The sequence below is a fragment of the Gemmatimonadales bacterium genome (assembly GCA_030697825.1).
In the GTDB taxonomy this organism is placed as follows: domain Bacteria; phylum Gemmatimonadota; class Gemmatimonadetes; order Gemmatimonadales; family JACORV01; genus JACORV01.
The window spans coordinates 18570-43260 of sequence record JAUYOW010000329.1 but is presented as its reverse complement, the minus strand read 5'-3'; the positions used below and the strand labels follow the sequence as shown (position 1 = coordinate 43260).

The 24691-nt window shown below is 69.9% G+C and carries 23 protein-coding genes; 15 read left to right on the top strand and 8 right to left on the bottom strand.

The genetic code is table 11. The annotated features are described in order from the left end of the window. Positions 1-10: 10 nt before the first annotated feature. Complete coding sequence (locus Q8Q85_16495) at positions 11-877, bottom strand: MBL fold metallo-hydrolase (GenBank protein MDP3775860.1); 867 nt, start codon at positions 875-877, stop codon at positions 11-13. A gap of 90 nt (positions 878-967) precedes the next feature. Further along, positions 968-1642, bottom strand: coding sequence for a Crp/Fnr family transcriptional regulator (locus tag Q8Q85_16490; protein MDP3775859.1), 675 nt, complete (start codon positions 1640-1642; stop codon positions 968-970). 163 nt (positions 1643-1805) lie between these two features. Here Q8Q85_16490 and rpmE point away from each other — a divergent pair, with 163 nt between their 5' ends. Genes rpmE through Q8Q85_16450 form a run of 8 tightly spaced genes read left to right on the top strand, consistent with a single transcriptional unit; the run spans position 1806 to position 8369 of the window. Continuing rightward, a complete protein-coding gene (gene rpmE, locus Q8Q85_16485; protein MDP3775858.1) occupies positions 1806-2015 on the top strand; it encodes a 50S ribosomal protein L31 in 210 nt (69 codons plus the stop codon). Between the two features lies 1 nt (position 2016). After that, positions 2017-3072 (top strand): peptide chain release factor 1, encoded by a 1056-nt coding sequence (gene prfA / locus Q8Q85_16480; GenBank protein MDP3775857.1) that lies wholly within the window; start codon positions 2017-2019, stop codon positions 3070-3072. Then, positions 3065-3961, top strand: coding sequence for a peptide chain release factor N(5)-glutamine methyltransferase (gene prmC, locus Q8Q85_16475; protein ID MDP3775856.1), 897 nt, complete (start codon positions 3065-3067; stop codon positions 3959-3961). The genes prfA and prmC overlap by 8 nt, the downstream gene beginning before the upstream one ends. Beyond that, a complete protein-coding gene (locus tag Q8Q85_16470; protein MDP3775855.1) occupies positions 3951-4304 on the top strand; it encodes a YlbF family regulator in 354 nt (117 codons plus the stop codon). Before prmC ends, Q8Q85_16470 begins: the two co-directional genes overlap by 11 nt. Further along, positions 4297-4950, top strand: a complete 654-nt coding sequence (gene tmk / locus Q8Q85_16465) for a dTMP kinase (protein ID MDP3775854.1) — start codon at positions 4297-4299, stop codon at positions 4948-4950. The genes Q8Q85_16470 and tmk overlap by 8 nt, the downstream gene beginning before the upstream one ends. A gap of 28 nt (positions 4951-4978) precedes the next feature. Next, the gene (locus Q8Q85_16460; GenBank protein MDP3775853.1) at positions 4979-6664 is read left to right on the top strand and encodes a S41 family peptidase; all 1686 of its coding nucleotides are present in this window, start codon (positions 4979-4981) and stop codon (positions 6662-6664) included. Continuing rightward, on the top strand, positions 6664-7470 hold the full coding sequence (locus Q8Q85_16455) for a sulfite exporter TauE/SafE family protein (protein ID MDP3775852.1): 807 nt from the start codon (positions 6664-6666) through the stop codon (positions 7468-7470). The genes Q8Q85_16460 and Q8Q85_16455 overlap by 1 nt, the downstream gene beginning before the upstream one ends. Then, positions 7467-8369, top strand: coding sequence for a DUF2520 domain-containing protein (locus tag Q8Q85_16450; GenBank protein ID MDP3775851.1), 903 nt, complete (start codon positions 7467-7469; stop codon positions 8367-8369). The genes Q8Q85_16455 and Q8Q85_16450 overlap by 4 nt, the downstream gene beginning before the upstream one ends. A gap of 76 nt (positions 8370-8445) precedes the next feature. Here Q8Q85_16450 and Q8Q85_16445 read toward each other — a convergent pair whose 3' ends face one another. The 6 genes from Q8Q85_16445 to Q8Q85_16420 all read right to left on the bottom strand — a co-directional run bounded on the left by Q8Q85_16445 (position 8446) and on the right by Q8Q85_16420 (position 17371). Next, positions 8446-9189, bottom strand: a complete 744-nt coding sequence (locus Q8Q85_16445; protein ID MDP3775850.1) for an isoprenylcysteine carboxylmethyltransferase family protein — start codon at positions 9187-9189, stop codon at positions 8446-8448. A gap of 673 nt (positions 9190-9862) precedes the next feature. Then, on the bottom strand, positions 9863-10171 hold the full coding sequence (locus Q8Q85_16440) for a PQQ-binding-like beta-propeller repeat protein (protein ID MDP3775849.1): 309 nt from the start codon (positions 10169-10171) through the stop codon (positions 9863-9865). A gap of 383 nt (positions 10172-10554) precedes the next feature. Further along, positions 10555-10983 (bottom strand): hypothetical protein, encoded by a 429-nt coding sequence (locus Q8Q85_16435; GenBank protein ID MDP3775848.1) that lies wholly within the window; start codon positions 10981-10983, stop codon positions 10555-10557. A gap of 354 nt (positions 10984-11337) precedes the next feature. Further along, a complete protein-coding gene (locus tag Q8Q85_16430; GenBank protein ID MDP3775847.1) occupies positions 11338-13017 on the bottom strand; it encodes a hypothetical protein in 1680 nt (559 codons plus the stop codon). Further along, positions 13017-14294 (bottom strand): BamA/TamA family outer membrane protein, encoded by a 1278-nt coding sequence (locus Q8Q85_16425; protein MDP3775846.1) that lies wholly within the window; start codon positions 14292-14294, stop codon positions 13017-13019. The genes Q8Q85_16430 and Q8Q85_16425 overlap by 1 nt, the downstream gene beginning before the upstream one ends. Continuing rightward, complete coding sequence (locus tag Q8Q85_16420) at positions 14291-17371, bottom strand: Npt1/Npt2 family nucleotide transporter (protein ID MDP3775845.1); 3081 nt, start codon at positions 17369-17371, stop codon at positions 14291-14293. The genes Q8Q85_16425 and Q8Q85_16420 overlap by 4 nt, the downstream gene beginning before the upstream one ends. Positions 17372-17463: 92 nt before the next feature. Here Q8Q85_16420 and Q8Q85_16415 point away from each other — a divergent pair, with 92 nt between their 5' ends. The 7 genes from Q8Q85_16415 to Q8Q85_16385 all read left to right on the top strand — a co-directional run bounded on the left by Q8Q85_16415 (position 17464) and on the right by Q8Q85_16385 (position 24675). Then, positions 17464-19071: an alkaline phosphatase family protein gene (locus Q8Q85_16415; protein ID MDP3775844.1), complete on the top strand. Its 1608-nt coding sequence runs from the start codon at positions 17464-17466 to the stop codon at positions 19069-19071. 49 nt (positions 19072-19120) lie between these two features. Next, positions 19121-19858, top strand: a complete 738-nt coding sequence (locus tag Q8Q85_16410) for an HAD family acid phosphatase (protein ID MDP3775843.1) — start codon at positions 19121-19123, stop codon at positions 19856-19858. Positions 19859-19933: 75 nt separating this feature from the next. After that, a complete protein-coding gene (locus tag Q8Q85_16405) occupies positions 19934-20608 on the top strand; it encodes a nitroreductase family protein (GenBank protein MDP3775842.1) in 675 nt (224 codons plus the stop codon). Positions 20609-20672: 64 nt separating this feature from the next. Further along, positions 20673-21656 (top strand): NAD(P)H-quinone oxidoreductase, encoded by a 984-nt coding sequence (locus Q8Q85_16400; GenBank protein ID MDP3775841.1) that lies wholly within the window; start codon positions 20673-20675, stop codon positions 21654-21656. Positions 21657-21775: 119 nt separating this feature from the next. Further along, positions 21776-23110, top strand: a complete 1335-nt coding sequence (locus tag Q8Q85_16395) for a GTP-binding protein (GenBank protein ID MDP3775840.1) — start codon at positions 21776-21778, stop codon at positions 23108-23110. Between the two features lie 318 nt (positions 23111-23428). Next, complete coding sequence (locus tag Q8Q85_16390; GenBank protein MDP3775839.1) at positions 23429-23935, top strand: ferritin family protein; 507 nt, start codon at positions 23429-23431, stop codon at positions 23933-23935. A gap of 35 nt (positions 23936-23970) precedes the next feature. Continuing rightward, positions 23971-24675 (top strand): 4Fe-4S dicluster domain-containing protein, encoded by a 705-nt coding sequence (locus Q8Q85_16385; protein ID MDP3775838.1) that lies wholly within the window; start codon positions 23971-23973, stop codon positions 24673-24675. Positions 24676-24691 lie beyond the last annotated feature (16 nt).

Sequence of the window (24691 nt, the reverse complement as noted above, 5' to 3'; positions counted from 1 at the left end):
CGCCGGCGCGCTACAGCTCGATCGTCAATCCTTCGGCGGCAGCGCATACCTCCAGCGCTCCGCGTTGCTTCCCGGCTACTTCCCGCGCCCGCGACACGATCACGTCCATCGCGTCGTCGCTGTGCTCGGGCTCGTGGTGGAAGAGCGCCAGCCGCTTCACGCCGGCCTCATGCGCCAAGTCCACCGCCTCGACGAAGGTCGAGTGCCCCCAGCCGGCGTGGGCGTCGTACTCCTCCGGCGTGTACATCGCGTCGTGGATCAGCAGGTCCGCCCCGCCTATGAAGTCCACGAACCGCTTCCGCCAGTTCGATCCGACGTCGTACTCGCCCGCGGGGCCAAGCTCGTCGTCCGTCACGTACACCACCGTGCGGCCGCCTGGCATCGCAAGCTTGTACCCCAGAGTCACCGCGGGGTGGCGTACGCGCATCGAGGTGATGGTGCAGCCGGCCGTGATGATCGGGTCGGCGCCCACGTGCTGCACCTCGAGCGTAGCTGCCAGCGCGTCGAGCGGCACCGGGAAGACGACCGGCTGCATCAGCTGCCGCAGGATCGTCTCCATCGCCACGTCGCCCTGCTTGGGTCCCCACACCCGGAGCACGTTCCCCTTGAGGAACAGCGGGGCGAAATAGGGGAGCCCCTGGATGTGGTCCCAGTGCGCGTGCGACAGGATGATGTCGGCCCGCACCCCGTTGGTCCCGATCCGGCTCAGCAGCTGCTTGCCGAGACCCCGGATGCCCGTGCCGGCATCCAGGATGACGAGGTTACCGTCCCCGTCCTGCACCTCGACGCACGCGGTGTTGCCGCCCAGTCGCGCCGTCTGCGCGCCGGGGGTAGGCACCGTTCCGCGCGTGCCCCAGAAGGTGACAGAAGCGCTCATCTCCGGGTCGACGCCACGCGCACGCCGAAAGCTACCCGAAAGGGGGCTTCTGGGACTAGGAAACGGGTCACTCGCACGTCGTGACGCTCCTCACGCTTTCGAGCCGGCCAGGGAGTGCAGGGAATCGCGCTGCCTGATCGTGATCTCGCGCCGGCTCACCTCGATGAAGCCGCGCTCCACCAACTCCCGCATCGCGCGCGAGACCGTCTCGCGAGAGCTGCCGATCATCTGTGCGATCGTGTGGTGGGTGAGGCGTCGGGTGATCTTGGGCCCGCCACTCTCCTCCGCCAGGTCGAGGAGAAGCTGCGCCACGCGGCCGTTCACGTCCAGCAGCACCAGGCCGCCGATCTTCTCGTCGGCACGGCGGAGCCGCTGGACCAGCACCCGGAGCAGTTTCAGCGCGATCTTGGGATTTTGCTCGAGCTGGGCCTGGAAAGCCTCGCGACGGAGCACGAGCAGGTGGGAGTCCTTCATGGCGATGACGTGCGCGCTGCGGGGCTCGTCGTCGATGATGGCCATTTCCCCGAAGAAATCGCCGTCGCTCAGGACGGAGAGGATGACCTCCCGTCCGTCCTCGCCGATGAGCACGACTTTTACCTGGCCGGTGGAGACGATGTACAGCGCGTCGCCGGGGTCATCCTCGAAGAGGATAACGCTGTTCTTGGGGTACTCCCGCTCCCGCGTCACCTCGGCGAAGCGAGCCAGCTCAGCCTCGTTGAGGTCGGTGAATAGCGGAACCCGTTGCAAGACGTCGGTCGCTGACATGCTGTTCCGGCGCGAGAGGGGCTAAGTACGTGTTTGCGCGAAGTTTACCGTTCGGTTCGGCGGGTGTCAAATGGCCGGACCCGACTCACCTTGTCGCCAAGTCGCGGTCCCGGTTATATTTGCGGCCGGTTCGACCGACCTTCAGCGGGTGGAGACGGAGTTCGTGAAAGCAGCCATTCATCCCGACTATCATACCGTGACCGTGGTGTGCGCCTGCGGGAACTCCTGGAAGACGCGCTCGACTGCCAAGTCGATTCACCTCGAGATCTGCGCCAAGTGCCACCCCTTCTTCACGGGCAAGCAGAGGCTGGTGGACACCGCGGGCCGCGTCGAGCGGTTCCGTGCTAAGTACCGGAGCTCGGCCGAAAGCTGATTTGCGCGGCCGCCTCGCGGCCGCGCTAGCTCGCGCCGAGCAGGTCGCCGCCGAGCTGGCGGACCCTGCCACGGCGCGGGATTCCTCCAAGCTCAAATCACTGGGACGTGAGAACGCCCGCTTCGAGCCCATAGTGCGCTCGGGGCGGTTTTTCATGAAGCTCCAGGAAGAGCTGTCCGCCGCCCGAGAGCTGGCCGATTCCGGCGACCCCGAGATGGGGGCGCTGGCGCGCCAGGAGGTGGCTGCGCTCGAGCCGCAGGTGACCAAGCTCGAGGCCGAGCTGACCGACCTGCTCACCCTACGCGACCCTCTCGACGACCGCGATGCCATCGTGGAGATACGCGCTGGAACCGGGGGAGACGAAGCGTCGCTCTTCGCCTCCGACCTCTTCCGCATGTACACCCGGTACGCCGAGCGGCGGGGCCACCAGGTCGAGATCATCTCGCTGTCGCAGGGCAACGTGGGGGGGATAAAGGAAGCGATCTTCGCCGTCCGGGGGTCCAACGCCTTCGGCGACCTGCGCAGTGAATCGGGCGTGCATCGGGTCCAGCGGGTGCCGGCCACCGAGTCCGCGGGGCGGATCCACACCTCGGCCGCCACGGTCGCCGTCCTTCCGGAAGCCGAGGAGATCGACGTCAAGATCGAGGACAAGGACCTGCGCATCGACGTTTTCCGCTCGGGCGGTCCGGGAGGGCAGAGCGTCAACACGACGGACAGCGCAGTCCGCATCACGCATCTGCCTACCGGGCTCGTGGTGCAGTGCCAGGACCAGAAGTCCCAGCTCCAGAACAAGGTCAAGGCTATGGAGGTCCTGCGGTCGCGCCTGCTCGACAAGATGATCTCGGACCAGGAGGCGGCGCGGTCGCGCGAGCGGCGCGCCATGGTGGGCACCGGTGACCGGTCGGCCAAGATCCGCACCTACAACTTCCCGCAGAGCCGGGTGACCGATCATCGGATCGGGCTGTCGGTGCACAACCTCCAGGGAGTGCTGGACGGTGAGTTGACGGAAGTCGTGCTGGCGCTGAAGGCGCAGCGGCAGGAAGAGCTCGATGGGTGACGCCTTCGACGACGCCTGCGCCGTGCTCCAGGCCGCCGGCGTTGCCGATCCGCGGCGCGAAGCGGAGGAGCTGTACGCCGCCGTCGTCTGCGGGGCGACCAGCGCGGCGTGGCTCGACCGCGAGCGGCCGGTCGCGCCGTCGGTGCGGACGCGGTTCAGGGAAGCGGCGGCGCGAAGGGCTGAGGGTTGGCCCCAGGCATATGCCGCCGGCCGCGCCAACTTCCGTGGTCACTGGCTGAGGGTAGACCGGCGGGTACTGATCCCGCGGCCGGAGACGGAGGGGCTGGTGGAGCTGGTGGTTCGATGGGTGGAGCGTGCTTCGCCCGGCGCCGTCGCACCGCCGCACCGCCGTAACGCCGTACCGCCCCTCGTCGCCGACGTCGGGACCGGCTCCGGCGCCATCGCCATCGCGCTAGCGCTGGAGGCGCCGGTGTCGGGCATCATCGCCATCGACCAGTCGAACGAGGCGCTCAGCCTCGCCATCGAGAACGCCGCGGCCCTGGGCGCGAAGGAGCGCATCAGCTTCCGCCGAGGCCACCTGCTCGAGCCGTTGTTCGGCGAGCCGGTGGACGTCGTGGTGAGCAACCCGCCCTATGTCGCCACGGATGAATGGGAGGGGCTTGATCCCTCGGTACGCGAGTACGAGCCGATGCTCGCGCTCCACGGCGGGCCGGACGGCATGGGATTGATGCGCGAGCTGATCGCTCAGGCCAGGGACGCGCTCCTGCCGGGCGGATTGCTCGCGCTCGAAGTGGATTCCCGTCGCGCGACCGACACGGCGGATGTGGCAAGCATGGCCGGCTTCGAATGCGTCGAGGTCGGAACGGACCTTTTCGGGCGCCCGCGCTACGTGCAGGGCCGCCAACCGGGACATTCCGATGATCGTTGAGCGGGCGCTGGAGCTGGGCCGACTGCTCGGCCAGAGCGACGAGTACCAGGGGCTGAAGCGCGCCAACGAGCGCATGATGGGTGAGGCCGAGCTGCGCATCGCACTGGACAAGCTGCGCGGGTTGCAGTTGGCCCTGGCGGATCAGGCCGACCGCGGCGAGGCGCCCAAGCCGGAGCAGCAGACGGAGCTGGACCAGGTGATCAGCGGGGTGCAGGGGCATCCGCTGTATCAGGGCGTGGTGGCTGCCCAGGCGAACTTCGACAAGCTGATGTACAAGGTCAACGAGCAGATACTCGAAGGGATGAGGAAGGGTGTTGACAGCAGGATCATCTCCCTTGGGTAGTGGCAGCGCGAGCAGCGGCATCTTCGTGGCCCTCGAGGGCATCGAGGGCGCCGGGAAGACGTCCCAACTAATGAGGCTTGCTGAGCGGCTTCGCGGGCTTGGGCGGGAGCCTGTGGTGGTGCGCGAGCCGGGAGGGACGCCCGTCGCCGAAGCGGCGCGGCAGCTAATCCTGCACGCCCCGCACGACCTTTCCGCGGCGTCGGAGCTGTTCCTCTTCCTCACTGCCCGCGCCGACCTGGTGCAGCGGGTGATCCGTCCGGCGCTGGAGAGCGGGCAGGTGGTGCTGGCCGACCGGTTCGAGCTGTCCACGCGGTGCTACCAGGCCGCCGGGCGCGGGCTGGACCTGGCCAGGGTCGAAGGGGCCATCGCTCTTGCCACGGGGGGACTTCAGCCAGATCTGTACGTCGTGTTGGACATCCCGGTAGAGGCGGGGCAGGCAAGGCAGGCGGCCGAGGGCAAGGCGCCCGACAAGATCGAGCGGGCCGACACCGGGTTCCATCGCAGGGTGGCGGAGGCCTTTCGCAACGCCGCCGCCCCGAACATCCTTCATCTATCGGCCGACCGGCCCTTCGGCGCCGTCCACGATGAGCTGTGGGACGCGCTCGCCGGCCGGTTTCCGCAAACGTTTTCCCGGGTCGCGGGGTAACATCCCGCAGTCCCGCCAGGAAGGGTCCATGTCACGCAAGCGTGTCATCGTCACCACCGCCGTCGCGGTCGCCGCATTCCTCTCGGGCGGCTGGTTCATGCAGCAGGGCACCCGCCGCGACGAAACCGTGTATCAGAGCGCGCGGCTCTTCGACGACGTGCTGTCGCATGTCTCCGATTACTACGTGGATTCCCTGGACGAGCGGCAGCTCTACCGGATGGCGATCGACGGGATGTTGCGCGAGCTGCGTGACCCATACACCGTTTTCCTCGACCGGCGCGATATGCGGAGCCTGTCCGAGCAGACCACGGGCAACTACGGCGGTCTCGGCATCCAGATCGAGGTGCGGGACGGGGCGATCGTCGTAGTGGCGCCGCTGCCGGAGACGCCGGCCGAGCGGGCCGGCATCACGACCGGCGATCGCATCGTCGAGGTGAACGGGCAGAGCACGGCCCGCCTGAACCAGGACGAGGCCGTGCGCACGCTGCGCGGGCCGGTGGGGACGCAGGTGACCATCAAGATCGAGCGTCCCGGCGTCACCGACCTCATCACCTACACGCTCACCCGCGCGCAGATCCACGCGCGCTCGGTACGGCTCTCGATGCTGCTGGACGGCGGCGTCGGCTACATCGAGGTGAGCACCTTCAGCCAGGCGACGGCGGCGGAGCTCGGGGCGGCGATCGACTCGCTGCGCGGGGCCGGAATGCGGTCGCTGGTGCTCGACCTCCGGTACAACCCCGGCGGCCTGCTCGACGAGGGCATCGCGGTCTCCGAGGTGTTCCTGAATCCGGGGCAGGAGATCGTCGCGACGCGCGGCCGCGCGCCCGGGGCCACCCGCCGCTTCACCGACCGCCGGCCCCAGCGCTATCCGGAGCTGCCGCTGGTCGTGCTCGTGAACGGCGCCTCGGCGTCCGCGTCCGAGATCGTGGCCGGCGCTCTCCAGGACCACGATCGCGCGCTGCTCGTCGGCACGACGACGTTCGGCAAGGGGCTGGTGCAGTCGGTCTTCACCCTCTCGAACGACGCGTCGCTCAAGATCACGACGGGTCGCTGGTATACGCCCAGCGGTCGGAGCATCCAGCGCCCCGGACCCGCCGACGAGGAGCGCGATCCGGACGACGAGACGGCGGTGCGCGACTCAACGGTGCGGATAGACACCACGGCACGGAGGGACACGACGGCAGGGAGGGACACCACGGCGCGGAGGGACACCACGCGCGTGGAGACGTACCGCACCGACCGCGGCCGCGTGATCGGCGGCGGCGGCGGGATCGCGCCGGACGTGATCGTGCGGGCGGACAGCGAGCAGGCGGCGGTCGGGCGGCGGCTCCAGCAGGCGCTCGGCTCCGACGTGGCGAAGTACACCGACGCGCTCGCGGCCTTCGCGCTCGACGCCCGCGCGCGGCACTCGGTCACGAGCCCGACCTTCCGCGTGACGCCCGAGATGAGGCAGCAGTTCCTGGGCATTCTGGCGCGGCGGGGCGTGCGCCTGGACGATGGCGCGCTCGCGGCGACCGGGGGCTTCATCGACCGGCAGATCGGCTCGCAGGTGGCGCGGTTCGCTTTCGGCCGGGCGGGTGAGATCCGCCGCCTCGCGACCGAGGACCCGGTGCTCGCCGAGGCGACGAGGCTCGCTGGTCGCGCTCGCACCCCGACCGAGCTGTTCACGATCGCCGGCCGACCCGGGACGCCGGCTCCGGCGCCGCGCCCCTAGTGCCGGTCGTCGCCGCCGCGCTGGCGGTCGGCGCTCTGGTCGGCTTCGTTTCGGGGCTGACCGGCATTGGAGGAGGGGTGCTCATGGTGCCGTTCCTCTACGTGCTTTATGGACGCCTGCACGTCCCCGCGGGCGACGCCACGGTGCTGGCCCACGCGACCAGCCTGGCGGTCATCGTGCCCACGGCGATCCGCGGGCTCTACGGGTATCGCGGCCTCAAGGTCGTGAAGTGGCGCGCCTCGCTCCCGCTCGCCGTCGTCTCGGCCGTCGCGGCGGCGGCCACCGCGCCGTTCGCGACCCGCGTGCCGCACCCCATGCTCCGCGTGGGCTTCGGCCTCTTCCTCCTCGCCGTGGCGACCGACTTGGTTCTCCGCCGGGACCACCGGAAGGGCGCACCGGCGACGGGCCGCGCGCCCACCATCGGCGCCGCGCTCCTCGGCGTCCCGGTCGGGGCGCTCTCGGCGGCGCTCGGCATCGGGGGTGGGGTCCCGGCGACGATGGGGCTGTACTACGTCCTCCACCTTCCATTCGAGGTGCTCGCGCCCACCTCTCTCGCGGTCATCGTGGTCACGGCGTTCGGCGGCACGGCGAGCTATCTCTTCACCCCCACGCCAGCGGTGCCGTTCGGGTGGGTGGTCGGCCATGTGGACCTGCTTCACGGACTGCCGCTGGCCGTGGGCGCGGTGATCGCCGCGCCGCTCGGCGTGTGGCTCAACCGCCGCCTGCCGGTGATGACGCTGCGGCGGGTTTTCGGAGTGCTGCTGGCGGCGATAGGGACGGACCTGGTGATAGAGAATCTACTGTGAGGAAGAAGGGCGGGGCGGCCGTTCCATCGGTGGGAATCATCGGACCCGGCAGGGCGGGGCTGGGGCTCGCGCTGGCGCTCAAGCGCGCGGGAGTGCGGGTCCTCGGCGTGCACGGGCGGCGCGCGAAGGCGGCGCCCCGCGGCCTCAAGCTCACCGCCGGAGGAGCGCCGCCCTGGCTTCGCCAAGCGGGGGTCGTGATCCTCGCGGTGCGGGACGATGCGCTCCGCCCGCTCGTGGCGGAGCTGCTGGAGGCCGGCGGGCTGGCGCACGGGCAGGTGGCGCTACACCTGTCCGGCGCCCTCACGCACGACGTCCTCGAGCCGCTGGCCGCGGAGGGCGCGGCGCTGGGCTCCATGCATCCGTTGATGACGGTGGGCGAAGAGCCCGGCCGCGCCTCGGCGCACTTCAAGGGCGCGTGCTTCGCGCTCGAGGGTGACCTCGAGGCCGTAGCAGCGGCTGACGCACTCACGCGCCGCCTGGGCGGGATGCCCGCCTTCATCGCGCCGGAATCAAAAGCGGCGTATCACGCGGGAGCGGTCTTCGCGTCGAACTACCTGCTCACCTGCCTTTCGACCGCCCAGGATCTGCTGGAGGAAGCGGGAATGACGCCTGAGACCGCGCGCGCGGCCCTGCTACCCATCGCGCGGGCGACGGTGGACAACGTCGGGCGGCTGGGGCCGGAGGCGGCGCTGACAGGGCCTATCGCGCGGGGGGACGTCGAGACCGTCCGCAAGCATCTTCGCGCCGTGCCTCCGGAGGTCGCGGCACTCTACGAGGCGCTGGGCCGCGCCACGATCGCGATCGCGCGGCGGGCGGGCCTGGATGCGGGAAGAGCTGAGACCGTGGGGCGAGCGCTCGGCGTGCGGGCCGCGTCGGTGCAGCGCGAGGCCGACGGGTGAGCCGCGCCCTCGCTGGCTACGCGGCCTCGGCCAGGTAGTCCGTCGCTTCGCCGAGCGTCGTGCCCGCGTCGCCGGCTCATGGCCTCCCCTCCACGGTCAGCAGCGACGTCTTCTTCTTGAGCCCCCGCACCACGTAGAAGGCCACCGCTCCCGCGGCGAATAGTGCCGTCCAGACGGGGTCCATTCGGAGCTCGCGCTCGACCAGGGAACGCTCGACCAAGTCGATCGCGAAGACTCCCGCCACGATCGCGAACGCGGCGTATATCTCTCCCTTGAGCGCGATGCGCCACGAGAAGGGCAGCGACGAGGTGACCCAGCCCTTCGACCGCGGGATGACCGCGGGCGTGCGGGCGGCCCACGAACGGAACGCCTCGCCGTAGCGCTGGTCGAGGAACTCCTCCTCCACGAGGATGATCCGCTCGTAGTAGAGGGCCGTGGAGAGCGTGACGATGACCGGGAGATACCAGGTGAACGGCAGGAGGGCGAGGCCGAGGAAGATCAGGTAGTTGGCCAGGTAGAGGGGATGGCGCACGACGGAGTAGATGCCGGTCGTGTTGAGCGCCTCCGCCTGCTGCGCGCTCATGTTGCGGCCGGAAGTCCCCGCCGGGACGGTCCCCACTACGGCCACGCGGATCGCGAGTCCCACCAGAGCGACCGCGAGGCAGACGATCTCCCACGCCAGTCCCAGCTTGGGCGAGCCGAGCGGATAGCGGTAGTCGGCGAGGCTGAGGGCGAAGACCGGCAGGAGCGCGAGCGGCAGGTAGCTCCTCCACCTGAAGAGGAACCGGCCCGAGTGCGTCTGATGTTCGGAGAGGCGCATGTCTAGTGCGTAGCGTCCACCACGCGGGCCGCGGCGGTCACCTCGTCAAAATAGACCAGGAAATCCGTCGGCACCGCTGGGAAGCCTGGCGGGCGCAGCAAGCTGGTGGTTTGGCCACGATGGTAGGTAGAGTGATTGACGACGTGCTGCATCACCTGCCCAAGCGAATACCTCCAACGAACTCCGGGTGGGTTGTCGTACGTGATTGCCCGCTCCAAGTCCGCGGCGCTCAACAACCCGACAAGGGTCCGCTGCGCGTCAGCAACTTGCCGCGGCCAGCGCGTCCTGGTCCTGATCCGGCAGGCGCGAGACAACGTCGAGAACCTTCTGCAGGGCCTTGGTCATAGGTGCATTCTACCCCGATGCCGCCCGTATGCGCCAGTTGGGACCCTGTGGCGGCTAACGACTCGCGCATAGCTGCGGCGCGGCCGCCGAGCACTCGAGCCACCGCGTTGACGGCGGGCCGCGGCTCGTCAGCTTCACGCGGAGCCGGTGTGACAACTCTCGGATGTGCATAACGAGAGGGTCTTCCGACTTCTGACTGGGTCGAGATCCTGGCTCCTGAGCGAGATGTGAGCGTCGGAATTCTCAGAGGCCATCACCGGTGCGAGTTTTCACACGGGCTCAGCGCTGGTTAGGCGCCCTGCCGGTCTGACGGGCGCGACGGCGCGCGTCAACCGGTAGCGGCAACTGCCGCCGCCGCCGCGGCGCCGGACACGATGTCGCTGCTGGTGCTGAAGGCAACGATACCCGTCCCTAGACCCTTCAAGCGATTGTGCCACAGGACTGCGCCGGTATGAGCGTCGAGGCAGAAGAGCTCTCCCGCCGCCCCGGCATAGACGCGCCCGGCGGACGACCAGACCGTGGTGACGTAGCTGTTCGACTTCAGCTTGGTCCGCCAAAGCTCGGCTCCTGTCGCGTGGTCGATTGCTACGGCGTGGCCACCAACTCCGATGATCAGGTTCTGTGTCGCTTTAGCCACTGCTCCTCCTTGTGCAATTGCCGGCGATCCGGCGCAGGGACGCGTGGGGCGCATGTCCTACATCGCATAAGGGCGCCTAACGGGCGGCGCGTAAGCTGCGAGGCGAGGCCATGCCGACAGCAAACGCCGCGCCGCGCCGGTGGGCCGCGCTGGCGGCTTCATCCCGTTAGGCAGCCGCGTCACTTCCGAATGCCAACGGCGACATCAAAGATGAGCCACTGTTAGGCGGCAGCTCCTCCCGGTGGAGCGTGTTCTGTGCTGCCGATGCTAACGACTAGTGCATAGCTGCGGGCCGCGCGCGCGGCCCGCGACAGCGGATACGGCTGAATGTACAGCGCGCAGACCGGCAGCTTCACCAAGTTAGGCTGCAACGGCTGCCAGGGTTAGCGACCCACGAGCAGGCCGGCGAGCGCGCCGACAGCGGCGGTCGAAAGTCCGAACGCGACCTCGTCGGAACGACAGCCGTTCAGGCAAAACTGCCAGAAGAGCCCAAAGCTCCAGAGAGCGCCTGCGGCAGTCCCGATCGCCGTCGATCGGACCGGGTGCCCTTGAAGCGGACGGGTCTTCGCGGCTGGAAAGGCACCGCCGATCAGACCGCCTACGGTACCGCCAAGCAGGGCCCCAAGCACACCGGTCGCGAGAATCGGGCCCACCGCACAGTCCGACGGAATCTCGGAGAACTCGCACCGGAACCCGTATGCGATCCACGCGCCAGTGGTGCCGACGATCGCCGCCCCGACCGTCGCGCCCTCCGCCCAGTAGGTGGGCCGGTACACTTGCTGGGCGGCACGAGTCGAGTCGCGCACCGGCACGAGATACGCGGCGTGCCGTTGCGCAGCCACAGAGGCTGGGTCGCACAGCAGGGCGAGTGTCGCCGCGAGAGCACAGATCGCTGACCGAGCAAGCATCGGTTGCAGCCTAACGTATGGGTGTTTACAAGCATTGGGCGCCCATCCCCGCAGTGTTTGTCAATCGGACTTACACTGCGAGATACGCGGCATAACTCGGCCCCAGCGCCGAGTTAGCCTGCGAAATACGCGATCACAAGCACCCCGACTCGCCAGGATAACCTCGCAGCCGCGGTGCGGATCCCGCTAGTCACTACCCCAGCGCCGCCGACCTCCATGCCGCACCTTGGGGCCGCCCGGTGGCAGGCCCTCACCCCTCTAGTGAGCCAGCCCGGCCACCCGGTAGCAACGCACCGCCGGCTCATAAAGTAGATAGACGGTCGCCGCAGGGGCTGCCCGGCCGTCCCGCTCGGCGCGAACCGTGATGCGGGCGATACGGTCCTGGTCGCGGTCCGGCGCGAAGTCGCCGCGGGGCAGGCCCGCCGCGAACCGGAGCGTCTCGCCGGCCCGGGCCAAGGTCGAGACGCCGATGCCCGCGGAAGCGTACTCGAGATAGGCGCGGTAGGCTGTTTCCGCCGCGCCCGCCACGGCAGGGCGGATTCCGTAGTCCTCGAACGTGAGCCAGACATCCGCGCCGTCGCACCGCACCACCGGGTGCTCGATCGGCGTCACCCGCACGAACCAGTAGCGCACCGTCGCGTCGCGACGCTCGATCAGCGCGCGCACGATCGCTTGGGCTGCCGCCGGCCTGCTGTACTCGCCGGCACTCACCGCGGCGCGCAGCTGTTCATCGCTGAACGAGGCCACGATCTTCGCGCCCCAGTACCCGTCGCGGTCGGTGCGCTCCTCGAAGGCCGCGTTCGGGCGGAGCGGCATCCAGCCGCCGGGATCGAAGTTGCGGACGGAGAAGTATCCGGTCGCGGAGTCGGCGCGCCCGGTGTCGAGCCGCTCCCACGGCACGCGATAGAGGCCGAGGGACAGCGCCCGCGCCGCGATGTGCGGGTAGTCGAGCGTGGTCTCGGCGCCGTCGTACGGGGTCTGGATGCGATCCGACCCGGAGCCGAGGGTCGAGCTGACGTCCTGCATGATGTGCCGTATGTAGCCGCCGGTGGAGTCGCCGACGAACTGGTCGAAGGTGTTCCCGCGGCGCGAGTCCACGTGGTTGATCCACGCCGCGAAGACGTAGAACCCACGCAGCTCACGACGGTGCTGGTGTGGGATGCGGTCGTTGGGGTCGTCCTCGCGCCTCCCCTCCCAGTTGAAGGGCCCCACGGCGTCCGGGATCCACCAGCTCGCGAGTGCGCGGATGCGGCCGTCGCTCAGGCGTGCCGCGCGCGCGAGGACCGCATTCACGTCGGCCATCGTCATCGGGCGTTCGCTGCCGTCGGGGTTGCGCATACGCGCCCGGGGACCGACGACGAGGCGTGCGGGATCGAAGCTGTAGATGTACGCGCGCGAAGCGTTGTAGCCTGCCGCATGCACCAGCTTCGTCGCGATCGCTTCGGCGGCGCTCGCCAACTCCGGCGAGTCCGCCGGATCGAACTTGAGCAGATACGTGTTGCCGTTCGTGTCGAGGACCCTCAAGCCGGGCGTGACGCCCGTGCGCTTGGGCGCGACGATCGTCAGCGGCCCGGTGGGGGACGGACCGGCCTCCTCGTTGGGGCCGCGCCGGACCTGGGCCGGCGTCATCGGACTGCGGCCGTTGCGGTGCTCGAACCATGACGAATTAACCACGTCGTCCCAGGCGTCGTAGTTCCGCGCCTCGCGCGCGTGGCCAGCGCGCCGAACCCGCCGCGCCGGGTTCAAGAAACGCTCGGCGGGCTCGACTACCGTGGTCTCCAGCATGTCGGCGTATTCGCTGAAGGTTTTGAACGGCGGCCTTGGGATGTGGGTGGTGTCGTCGTAGGCTCGCGGCGGAGCGGTCAGGACCAGATGCGGGCCTCGCGAGCAGGCGGCGGCGAGAAGACATAGCGCCAGGACGAACGGACCACGCCTCATCAGAACAGCGGCCCCGCGCGCACCTGGATGCGGGTCCCCTCGCGCCCGTGCGCCACCTCGATCCGGCCCAGCACGTCCCGCGCCGTGAGGCGGATGCCGGCGCCGTATCCGCCGTGGAAGTCGCTCGCCCCGAGCCCCAAGAAGATGTCCGACACTACGGCGCCGTCATCGGCGAAGAGCACCATGTCGAGCCCTTTGCCGGCGCGGTCGTCCTGCCAGACGCGGTAGCGGTACTCCGCCGTGACCAGGACGCCGTCGGTGTCGCGGAACCGGTTGGCGCGGAAGGCGCGCAGGTCCCGGCTGCCGCCGACGGCCGCCAGTCGGTAGAAGGGAATCGCGCCGCGATCGGCGCGCCGCAGTTCCACGCGGGCCCGCAGCGCCAGCGTTCGCCGCAGGCCGCCGAGCGGGACGTAGCCCCGCGCCTCGACGTCCACCTCGTGGAAGCTCGGGTCGGTATTGCGGGCCCCACGATTGTAGCCGTAAGTGAGCATCCCCAACGCACCGAGCGGCCCGCGCGCCGTGCGGCGCGTCCCGTCCCACCCCACTCGCACGGCGGGTCGGAATGACGGGTATGTGGCGAGGAACCCGGCGGGAAACCGGTCTACGAACCGGTCCTCGAGGTCGAGAATGAGTGAGTTGCGCGCCGACCCCTCCGTTTCCTCGCGGCGGGATTCCGCGCGCGCCTCGACCATGACGCGCGCCGCCGGACGCCACTCGACGCCGACGCCGGCCGAAGCCCGGCGGTATCGGTAGTCGGATCGGTCGCCCACCGCGGACGTCGCGCCCGTGCCGTAGAACTCGTCCTGCGTGTCCACCTTGTATTCGGCGAACGCGGTCATCGCCAGCGCGTGGGAGGTGCGATACCTCAGCACGGCGGTGTGGAGCTGGTAGCCCGGTGTCGTGATGTTGGCCGCGGCGCCCGCCGACCAGCGCCTGTCGCCGTCGTCCCCGAAGGCCACGGCGAGTCCCGGTCCCAAGCCCGAGTGCTCTCCGAGACCGCCGACGCGCACGGAGAACGGCGCGATGCGCGCCATCGTCACCGCCACCTTGGCGATCACCCGGCGGTCCTCGACCCACTTGAGACCCTGGTTGACGCCGTGGCCGAGGAGATCAACCGGGAACAACGCGATCTCGAAGGGGAGGCTGATCGCTTTGGCCAGTGAAAGGCCGTTGCCGTGGGTCTCCAGAACGACCAGCGCGCTGTCCTGGGCCCGGAGCGGCGGGGCGGATGCCGCGAGCGCGGCGGCGAGCGCTAAGCCGGCGAGCGGACGGGTCACGAGATGGTCGTCGCGGCCTTACCGGTCTGACGCGCCATGCTCGAGAGCTCGCGCACCTGCCCCGCGAGGTAGCGCAGCAGGCCGAGCATGATGGCGTTGTTGTCGTGCATCAGGTCGCTGAACTCCTCCGAGCCCACCGAAAGGACGGTGGCTTTCTCGAGGGCTACCGCCGCGAAGGGGCTGGGCTTGCCGTCGAGCACGGAGAGCGCGCCGACCGCGTCGCCCCTGCCGGCCATGAAGAGCACCTGACCATCGCGCCGCGCGACCAGCTTGCCGCTCGCCACGAGGTACACCTGGTCCACGGTGGCGCCCTGCGCGACGACCTCGTCACCGGCGTTGACGGCGCGCTCGGTCATCACGGCCGCGATCTTGGCGAGGTACTCGGTGCGCACGAGCGAGAGGAACTCGACGTTGCGCAGGAACTCCGCCCGGTCAAGGATCGACATCATCTTTGCCTCCAACGTCGGGAGCCCGATCGGCGGAGCGGACTCGCCGTGCGGGGTGCGGGTGGCCGCGTGCGCGGCACAGGTGACCAGCCAGGTGTCGGCGCGCCAGGGCGGTGCCTCGCGTGCGACCGAGGCCAGGGCGTCCACGTCCAGCGCGGGGATAACGACGCGACGGTGGGTCGCGGAGAGCACGTTCTCCAGCAGCTCGAGGCCGCTGGTCCGAGCGGACGCATCACCGGAGGCGACCGCGCGGTATGCGTGCACCATGTCGCTCAGCGGATAGACGAGTCCGAGAGCGCGCGCGACCCGCTCGATCCCGTCGTCACGACGCTCGGCGACGGCTACGGCGAGGAGACCGGGTCCGTCGCCGGTGATGAGCGGAGCCAGATCGATCTTGGCCGCGGCGACGGTGCGCAGGCTTGCCAGTTCGCGCTCCAGGGCGCGCTCGGCCGCGGCGGCGTCCACGACCGTGTCCGGATGGTCGCGTCGGAGCCGGTTGAGCGACTTGAGCGCGTGGTATCGGATCTCGGCATCGGCGTCATCGAGCGCCGCGACCAGGACGGCCGCGGTGAGGGCCCCCGGGATTCCGGCGAGGACGCGCGCCGCCTGGATCCTGATCTCGCGCGGCTCAGACGCGTCGCGGAGCGTGTCGCCGATGCTGCCGGCCGCGCGGCCGCCGACCGCGTGGAGAGCGTCACGAGCGTCGTCGCGCAGCTCGGGCTCCAGAAGCGCGGCGAGCAACCGCGGAACGAACTCACGCTTGCCGAGGCGGCCGGCCGCGACGCACGCCGCCTTCCGCACCGCGGGCGTATCGTCCGAGAGGAGCCGCCGCAGCACGTCCGTCGTGGCATCCGAGGCGGGGAGGCTCGCGACGACGAGTGCAGCCTCGCGACGGAGCGTCGCGGCCAGTGGACCATCGGCCTCCGCCATGCGTCGGAGCGCGTCCTCGGCCAGCGCCCGGATCCCGGCGTCGGAGCTTCCGCTCAACGCCGCCACCGCACCGGCCCTGACCCGAGGCAGCGGGTCCGCGAGATACGCCTCCGCCTGGGCGGGCGTGACGCCGCGCGCGATCTCGGCGCGCACCTGCTCGGCGCGGGACTCGACGTCCACAATGGACGGGTACTGCAGCTTCGCAGCGGTCTCGCCCTCGGGCGCTTCTCCCGCGACGCGCAGCAGCTCCAGCGCGAAGCGCTGGGCGGCCGGGTCGCCCGAGACGGCGGCGGTCGCCAGCTCGCGGCGGCTGTCGGCGTCGAGCGCCCGCACCACCAGCTCGTCCACCTGCACGTCGCGCACGCTGATCATCCGCTTGATCGCGGCGACGTACTCGCGCTTCACGATCCACACGCACGCCAACCAGATGCCGATCACGAAGATGGCCGCCACGCTCAGGTACTGGAACGGGACCTTGAGCCAGGTAAGCAGCACCAGGATCAGGATCGCGGAAAGGCCCTTGCCAGACCGTTGCACGGCGACGTCGATGAACGGCTTGACGCGGCCCTTGATCTCCGCGGGGACCGGCAGGAAGAGCAGCTCGCGGGTAGACTGATCGAGCGAATAGCGCAGCGACTGGTCGGCGCCGCGGACGACCGCGGCGGCGAGGAGCGACGGCGCCACCAGGAGCGCGACGGACGTGCCCAGCATCGCGATCGGGAGGAGGAGCAGCGCCACGCCAACGCCGAAACGCCGGAGCACGAAGCTGGTCACGAATAGCTGCACGAACAGCGAGATGACGTTCGTCACGGCGAAGTACTGCCCGAAGAAGGCGGTGCGGGCGTCGCCCTGCGGGACGTAGGCTTCGACCGCGCTGTTGAGCTGTTGGTCGGCGATCGCGGAGACCACGATGATGACGAGGAGAATCGCGGCCACCGCGCGCAGATGGGGCGACTCCCGCACCAGCGCCGCGGCGCCGGCCCGGACGACCGCCGCGCCTTTCTTCTTCCGCTCTTCGGCGGGCAAGGCGGCGGGCGTTCGCGCCAGGATCCAGGCCGCGAGCGCGGCCGCGAGGAGGAGCGCGGCGGCGGAGAGCAGCACGATGTTGACCCGACCGATGCCCGGGACCTTGGCGAGGACGCTGGCCGCCCAGCTTCCGACGATCCCGCCGACGATGCCCCCGGCGCCGATGAACCCGAACAGGCGCTTGGCCTGCCGCGCGTCGTAGCCGAGGTTGGCGAGCAGCCAGAACTGCGAGACCGTGAGCACCGAGTAGATCGCGGCCCAGATGAAGAATGCCGCGCTGATCAGGACCGGGGCCGACAGCAGCGGGCAAGCGCTATCAGGCGTGCGCACGCACGTCGCCTGGGCGATCGGCGACCGGAAAAGCCACCAGAACCCTACGAGGTTCAGCGCGAGGAAGACGTAGGTGCCGAGGAGGAGCCGCGAGACGCGCACCTGCTCGGCGAGGCGGGCGTAGCCGCCCATGAGCAGGGCCACGACCACGGCGGTGCCCAGCAGCACGAACGGGTAGGCGTTGGCGCCCGCGGCGTCGAGGAACGCAGCCTGCCGCACCGGTTTGACGAGACTCGCCGCGCCGATGACGAAGAAGTACAGCGCCGCCATGGCGAGGACCGGCGTGACCTCACCAGAGCGGATATCCACTATGCGCCGCAAGGACCAGGAACGGCCGGTCTGCATGGGGCGCAATCATATACCGCGTCGGAGGCATCGCGCCAGCGTCCGGTCCTGACGATATTGCGGGCCACTTCTCGTCACCAGCCGGAGAGCGCATGGTCGAAGGGTTGGTCCGCGTTGCCCTGGTCTGGTTGCCGTTCAACGCACCGCTGGTCGCGCGGCCTCAGGCGCCGCCGGTACCTCGCCTGGTGGTGCTGATCACGGTGGACCAGTTGAGCCCGGACTACCTGGTGCGCTTCCGGCCCCAGTTCACCGGCGGCCTGGAGCGGTTGCTCCGGAACGGCGCGGTCTTCACCGGGGCCTACCAGGACCACGCGGTCACCGAAACCGCACCAGGCCACGCGACCGTAGGCTCGGGGCGCAACCCGTGGTCCACCGGCATCGTGCGGAACGACGAGGGCGTGCCCGACTCGACGGCGCCGCTGCTGGAGTCGAACGGCCCCGGGGCTTCGCCCCGGCGGTTCCGAGGTACGGCGCTATTCGATTGGATCGCGAACCAGTACCCGTCGGCGCGGGCGCTGTCCATGTCCTACAAGGATCGGAGCGCGATCCTCCCGATCGGGCGCGCGCGCCAGCATGTCTACTGGATCGCCGGGTCGCGGTTCACGACCAGCCGCTATTACGCCGACACCCTGCCCGAGTGGGTGCGGCGCTTCAACGCCGAGGCTGCGGTAAGTGAGCGCGCGCCACGTTACGTGTGGGATCTGCTCCTGCCGCCGTCGTCGTACCCCGAGCCGGATTCGATGCCGTTCGAGAACCGCGGCCGGAACTTCAGCTTCCCGCACCGTTCGCCGGCCGATACGGCAGGGGCGGTGAACTTCTTCGCCCACTCGCCCTGGCTCGACTCTCTCACCCTGGCATTCGCGCTGGTGGGCGTCCGGGAGCTGGGCCTGGGGCGCGGACCCGGGCCGGATCTACTCGCCGTGGGCCTCACCGCCACCGACGAGATCGGGCACTCCTACGGTCCGGGCTCGCGCGAGGTGCACGACCAGATACTGCGACTCGATCGCTGGCTCGGCATGTTCCTCGATTCCCTGGACCGCGCGATCGGGCCGGGGCGGATCGTCGTTGCGCTCACCGCGGATCACGGCGTCACTGCCGCCCCGGAGTTCCTGCGCGCCAACGGCGACACGGCGACCGGGTTCGCCCGCGTGGACACTCTCGCTCGGCGCGTGCAGGGCGAACTGGTTGAGCGGGCGGGGCCGGGACGGTGGATCCGATACGCCGAGGTAGGGCTGGTGGCGATGGACCGAGCCGGGCTGGCGCAGCGAGGCGTCAATGTGGATTCGGTCGTGGAAGCGATGCGCGAGGCGGCGCTGCGCGTCCCCGGTGTGGTGCGCGTGGACACCCGGCGGACGCTGGCAGCGGTGGACACGGTGCGCGACACGATCGGACGCCGGTGGCGCAACCTGCTCCCGGCCGACGCGCTGGGCGAGCTGATGATCACGCTGCGGCCGCACTACCAATGGGGCGCGCCGATGGGCGGTGGCAGGCACGGCCAGCCCACCGACGACGACACGCACGTGCCGCTCGTCATCGCAGGCCCCGGCGTAACCGCCGGGCGCTACCCGGGGCGGGTCAGCGTCGTCGATCTCGCCCCCACGCTGGCCCGGCTCCTGGGCGTGAGCCCGCTGGAGCGCGTGGACGGGCGCGTTCTCAGTGAGGCGCTCGCCCGACGCGGTGTCGCCGGAGCGTCTCGGTGAGGGGATTCAGCCGGTTCTCTCGAATCGCCTTTGAACGGAGAGATGTTCCATGAGATGGAGCTTGGTCGCGCTGTTCGCGCTGATGCCGTTGGCCGTGCCCGCAGCCGCGCAGACGCCGGCCGCCCGCAGCGGGCTCGAAGTGAAATGGGTCCGTGACAGCGAGGAGTACGCGACGCTGACCCGCCAGGTCTACCGCGTCGCACTGCGGCAAGTGACCGCCGCGCGAGACGCGCTGCCCCGTGGCCGCGCCTGGGCCGTGGTCCTGGACGTGGCCCAGACGGCCCTCGACGACGCCGTTTACCAGCTCGAGCGCCTGGCCTACGGCGTGCCGCACGACACGCTCGTCTGGGGTGCGTGGCGCGCGCGCGAGGACGCGGATGCCGTCCCGGGCGTCGTGGAGTTCGTCGCGGGAGTTCGCAGGATCGGGGGCCGCGTGGCGTGGATCAGCAACGACCAGGCGTCCACCAGCGACCACATCCGCGCGAACCTGGGCAAGCTCGGCGCGTGGAGCGACGGCGACCTGCTGTGTCTGCCCACCTCCGACACGGCTTACACCAAGGCGGCCCGCCGCGCCGAGGTCCGGTCGGGTTCAGGACAGTGCGCGTGGAACAGGGAGCCGATGACGGTGCTCGGCTTCGTCGGGGACCAGGTGGGCGATTTCCCGGCCGCGGGCGAGACCGATCCGGACGCCGGCAATGACGCGGCCTTCGGCGTCCGCTACTTTCTGCTGCCCGACCCCATGTATGGGGGGTGGGAACGACGGGTGACTAGAAGACGCGATAGGTGATGAGTGATAGGTGATGAGGTGAGGAGGTGATGAGGTGAGAGGTGATGAGTGAGAGGTGAGGAAGGGGTGTGGCGAGTGAGTGGGGAGCCGCGGTTCGTGTCGCTGGAATACGCGCGGCGGACGCCGGACGAGATGCTGGCCCGGGCCCGAGCCTTCTACGACGAAATGAACCGCCGCCGCACCACACGCCACTTCTCGGCCGAGCCGGTGGCGCGTGAGCTGATCGAGCTGGCGATCCAGACCGCGGGCACGGCGCCCTCGGGCGCGCACCAGCAGCCGTGGACGTTCGTCGTCGTGGACGATCCAGAGATCAAGCGGAAGATCCGCGAAGCCGCCGAGGAAGAGGAGCGGATCAACTACTCGGGCCGCATGCCGCCGGACTGGCTGGAGGCGCTCGCACCGCTCGGCACGGACGAGCACAAGCCGCACCTGACTGATGCCCCGTACGTCGTCGTGCTGTTCGAACAAAGGTATGGCGTACGGCCCGACGGCTCCCGGCGCAACCACTACTACGTGAGCGAGAGCTGCGGGATCGCCGCGGGGTTGTTCGTCGCGGCGGTGCACTGCATGGGCCTGGTGACGCTGACGCACACGCCGAGCCCGATGGGGTTCCTCAGCGAGATCTTGAAGCGGCCCTCGAGCGAGAGGCCGTATTTGGTGATGCCGGTCGGGTATCCGGCTGAGGGGGCGAGAGTGCCGGACATCACGCGCAAGCCGTTGAGCGAAATCCTCAAGTGGAACGGCGAATGAGTCGCCAGACAGAGTTGCAGCGTTGCAGTGTTGCAGCGGCCGGCAGGGTACAGGGGACAGGGTGATGCGAGCCATCTTCATCGCGAAGGCCGGCGGGCCGGAGGTGCTCGAGCTCCGCGACGCCGAGCAGCCGGCGCCGGCCGAAGGCGAGATCCTGGTGCGCGTGCACGCCGCGGGCGTCAACCGGGCCGACGTGCTTCAACGGATGGGCAAGTATCCGGCGCCGCCGGGCGTGCCGGCGGACATCCCGGGACTCGAGTACGCCGGCGAGGTCACGGCGCTGGGCGCCGGCGTCACGCGGTGGAAGGCGGACGATCGCGTGATGGGGCTGGTGGCGGGTGGCGCATACGCCGAGTACGTGGTCACGCACGAGGACACGGCGCTGGCGATCCCGCGGGGCTGGTCGTACGACGCCGCCGGCGCGGTCCCCGAAGTCTTCCTCACCGCCTACGACGCGCTGATCCGCCAGGTTCATCTTGCGGCGGGCGACGTGGTCCTGATCCACGCGGTGGGCAGCGGGGTCGGCACCGCGGCACTCCAGATCGCCAAGGCCTTTGGCGCCACGGTGATCGGCACGAGCCGGAGCGCCACGAAGCTCAAGAACGCTCTCCCGCTCGGCCTGGACGTGGCCGTCGATACGTCGCGGGAGCGCTTCGGCGACGCGGTGGCGCGAGCCACGGCGGGCCGGGGCGTGGACGTGGTCGTCGACCTGATCGGCGGCGCGTTGTGGAGCGAGACGCTGGGGACGCTCGCGCCGCGAGGGCGGCTGATCCTCATCGGCCTCACCGCAGGCCGCAGCGCGGAGGTGGACCTCGGCGTGATACTCGGCAAGCGCCTGTCTATCGTCGGCACCACGCTCCGGGCGCGCCCGCTCGCCGAGAAGATCGCGCTCACCGCGGACTTCGCGCGGGACGTGCTGCCGCTGTTGGCGGGGGAGCGGCTTCGTCCGATCGTGGACCGCGTCTTCCCGATGGCGGAGGCCGCCGAGGCCCATCGCCGCATGGAGGCGGACGCGCACTTCGGGAAGCTGGTCCTGAACTGGGCGTGAGGGCGACGCCGCCGTCTGGAAGTGACAGAGTGAAAACGACTTAGGGAAGCCTGCCTGACGGCGCCTTCCCCTCCGCCGCGGGCACGGAGGTTGCGGGTCCGTCCCGGTGGAGGTGACCTATGAAGCGCGTCCTCATTCTTGGCGCTGCGGGCCGGGATTTCTTCAATTTTCTCACGGTGTATCGCGACGATCCCGACAGCGAGGTCGTGGCGTTCACGGCGCAGCAAATCCCCCACATCGAAGAGCGGCGGTTCCCGGCGGAGCTGGCAGGTCCGCGGTATCCCGAGGGCATCCCCATCTATCCGGAAACGCGCCTCGAGGAGCTGGTTCGGCACCTGGGCGTGGACAAGTGCGTGCTGTCGTACTCGGACCTCTCAGCCGTGGACGTGCTGCACCTGGTGGCGCGGGCCACGTCGGCGGGCGCGGACTTCGTGATGCTCGGCGCGCAGCACGTCCTCGAGTCCACCAAGCCGGTGATCGCCGTCTGCGCCTCCCGCACCGGAGCGGGGAAGAGCCCCCTTTCGCGCGCCATCGTGCCGTGGCTCCGGGCGCGCGGGCTTCACGTGGCCGTGATCCGTCACCCGATGCCGTACGGCGATCTGCTCGCCGAGCGGGTGCAGCGGTTCGCGACGGCGGCGGACCTCGTGGCGCAGCACGTGACGGTCGAGGAGCGCGAGGAGTACGAGCCGCACATCGCCACAGGCTCGGTGGTCTTCGCCGGCGTGGACTACGCGGCGATCCTCGCGGCGGCGGAGCGCGAGGCCGACGTCATCGTCTGGGACGGCGGCAACAACGACACCTCGTTCCTCGAGGCCGACCTCTACGTCACGGTGGTGGATCCGCACCGCGCCGGTCACGAGGCGTCGTACTATCCGGGCGAGACCAACGTCCGCCTGGCGGACGTAGTCGTGATCAACAAGGCCGACACCGCGCCGCCGGGAGCGGTGACCGTGGTGCGGAGCACCGTGCAGCGACTCAACCCGAGCGCGCGGATCGTGGTGGCCGACTGCCCGGTGCGCGCCGACGACCCCAGCGTGCTAGCCGGTCGCCGCGTGCTCGCCATCGACGACGGTCCCACGCTCACGCACGGCGGGATGGCCTTCGGAGCGGCGGTGCTGGCGGCGCGCGCGGCGGGCGCGAGCGAGCTGGTGGGCCCGCGGCCCTTCGCGGTGGGCGAGATCGCTGAAACGCTGGCGCACTATCCGCACGTCCGCGAGGCGCTGCCGGCCCTCGGCTACGGCGACCGCCAAATCCGGGACCTCGAGGAGACGATCTCCCGCGCGGTCGCGGGCGGCGTGGAAGCGGTGGCGGTCGGCACGCCGATCGATCTCGCCAAACTCGTGAAGATCCCCGTGCCCTCGACCCGCGTGCGATACGAGATCGCGCTCCGGGACGGCGTCACCCTCGAGGACATGTTGGCCCCGGTGCTTCCGGTGCTCAAGCAGCGCGCGTAGGCCAACCCGATGCCGGTGCTCGCCTTTCGGGGCACCGGCATTCCCACCTCCACCGATCCGGTGCTTTTGGGGCGTTCTTGCGGGGCTTTCGCCGGCCATGGGAAAGCCCCCGGAAATCGTTCGAAAAACCGCGCGGCATCGCGCGGACGAGCCGCCGGAGAGTCGGTTCCATATGGAGTTCGGGCCGGGGAACGGTCCGCGCCGCGAGCGCCGACCCGACTGACACGATGACTCCGGTACCGAAACCCGGTGGTACGCGCGTTGCAGCCGTTTGGGTGTTGCGGGGGCCTGCCATCGACCCGCAAAGGAGCCGGTACCGTGATCACGTCCGAGCTCACCTCGCTCGAAGCACTCGGCGTCGGCATACGCCGGGAGATCGACGCCGGTCAAGTATTCCGCAGCCTCGCCTCGGGTTGTAGCAACCCGCTGGCCACAGATCGGTTCTTGTTGCTGGCGCGGGAGTCCGCCCAGCTGGAGCAGTTGCTCCGCGACCGTTACGACGCGCTCTTTCCCGCCGTGCCGCTGGTCGTTCCGCCGTCGCTCGTTCCGCCGCCCGGTCCTCCGACCGGCCCCGACCGGTGCGAGGGATTGCGCGCGGCACTCCGTTTCGCGGCCGACGCGGAGCGGCAGGCTCGGGAGTTCTATCTCGACGCCGCGAACGCTGCAACCGACCTGACCGGCCAGTCGATGTTTCGGTATCTCGCCGAGATCCACGCGCGCCACCAGTCCGAGCTCGAGGCCGAGTACGCCGTGATCCTCCAGTACCCGCACGCCTTCGACGACCTTCAGGCCCCCTGGCGGCCCGAGGTCCGTCTGCGCCAGTAGGGGCGGGCCCCGGGCCCGCGCTCCAGGAGGGAAAGGTGACGACGGCTCACGTAGTGGGCGACGTTCGCGGGATGAGCACGGCGGAGCACGAGTTGCGCCGCGCGTTTCTCGCGGAGGTCGAGTCGATCCCCGGCGGGCGGCGAATCAGCCGCTGCCTCCAATGCGGTACGTGCACCGGCTCCTGCCCGGTGTCCTACGCGATGGACATCTCGCCGCGGGAGTTGATCGCGAGGTTCCGCGCGGGAGACATCGGCACGATCCTGCGGAGCCGCACCATCTGGCTGTGCGCGTCGTGCTACGCCTGCACGGCACGCTGCCCGGTCGGCATCAAGATCACCGACATCATCTACGCCCTGAAGCGGATGGCGATGGCGCGCGGCCTGCGGCCGTCGCGCTATCCCGTCTTCGCGCTCGCCGAGTCGTTCGTCACGGTGGTGAAGCGCTATGGGCGGAACAACGAGTCCCGACTGATGGCGCTCTACTACAGCCGCGCCGGGATCTTGAGGGCGTTGAAGCATGTCGGTCTTGCCCTGCGGCTGCTCAGAAAGGGCCGCCTGCCGCTCCGCGCCAGGCGCATCCGGGGACTCGAGGGCCTGCGGAAGATCCTGCGCCGGGCCGAAGCGCTGGAGCTCCAGGTGCAGCACGAGATCGCGGGCGCGACGGCGCCGGTGGGGTACGGCGTGGTGAGTGGCGTGCCGCCGCGCCCGGGGCCCGTTGCCTCCGCGCGGGCAGCCACCTGAGGAACGGGAGCGAACC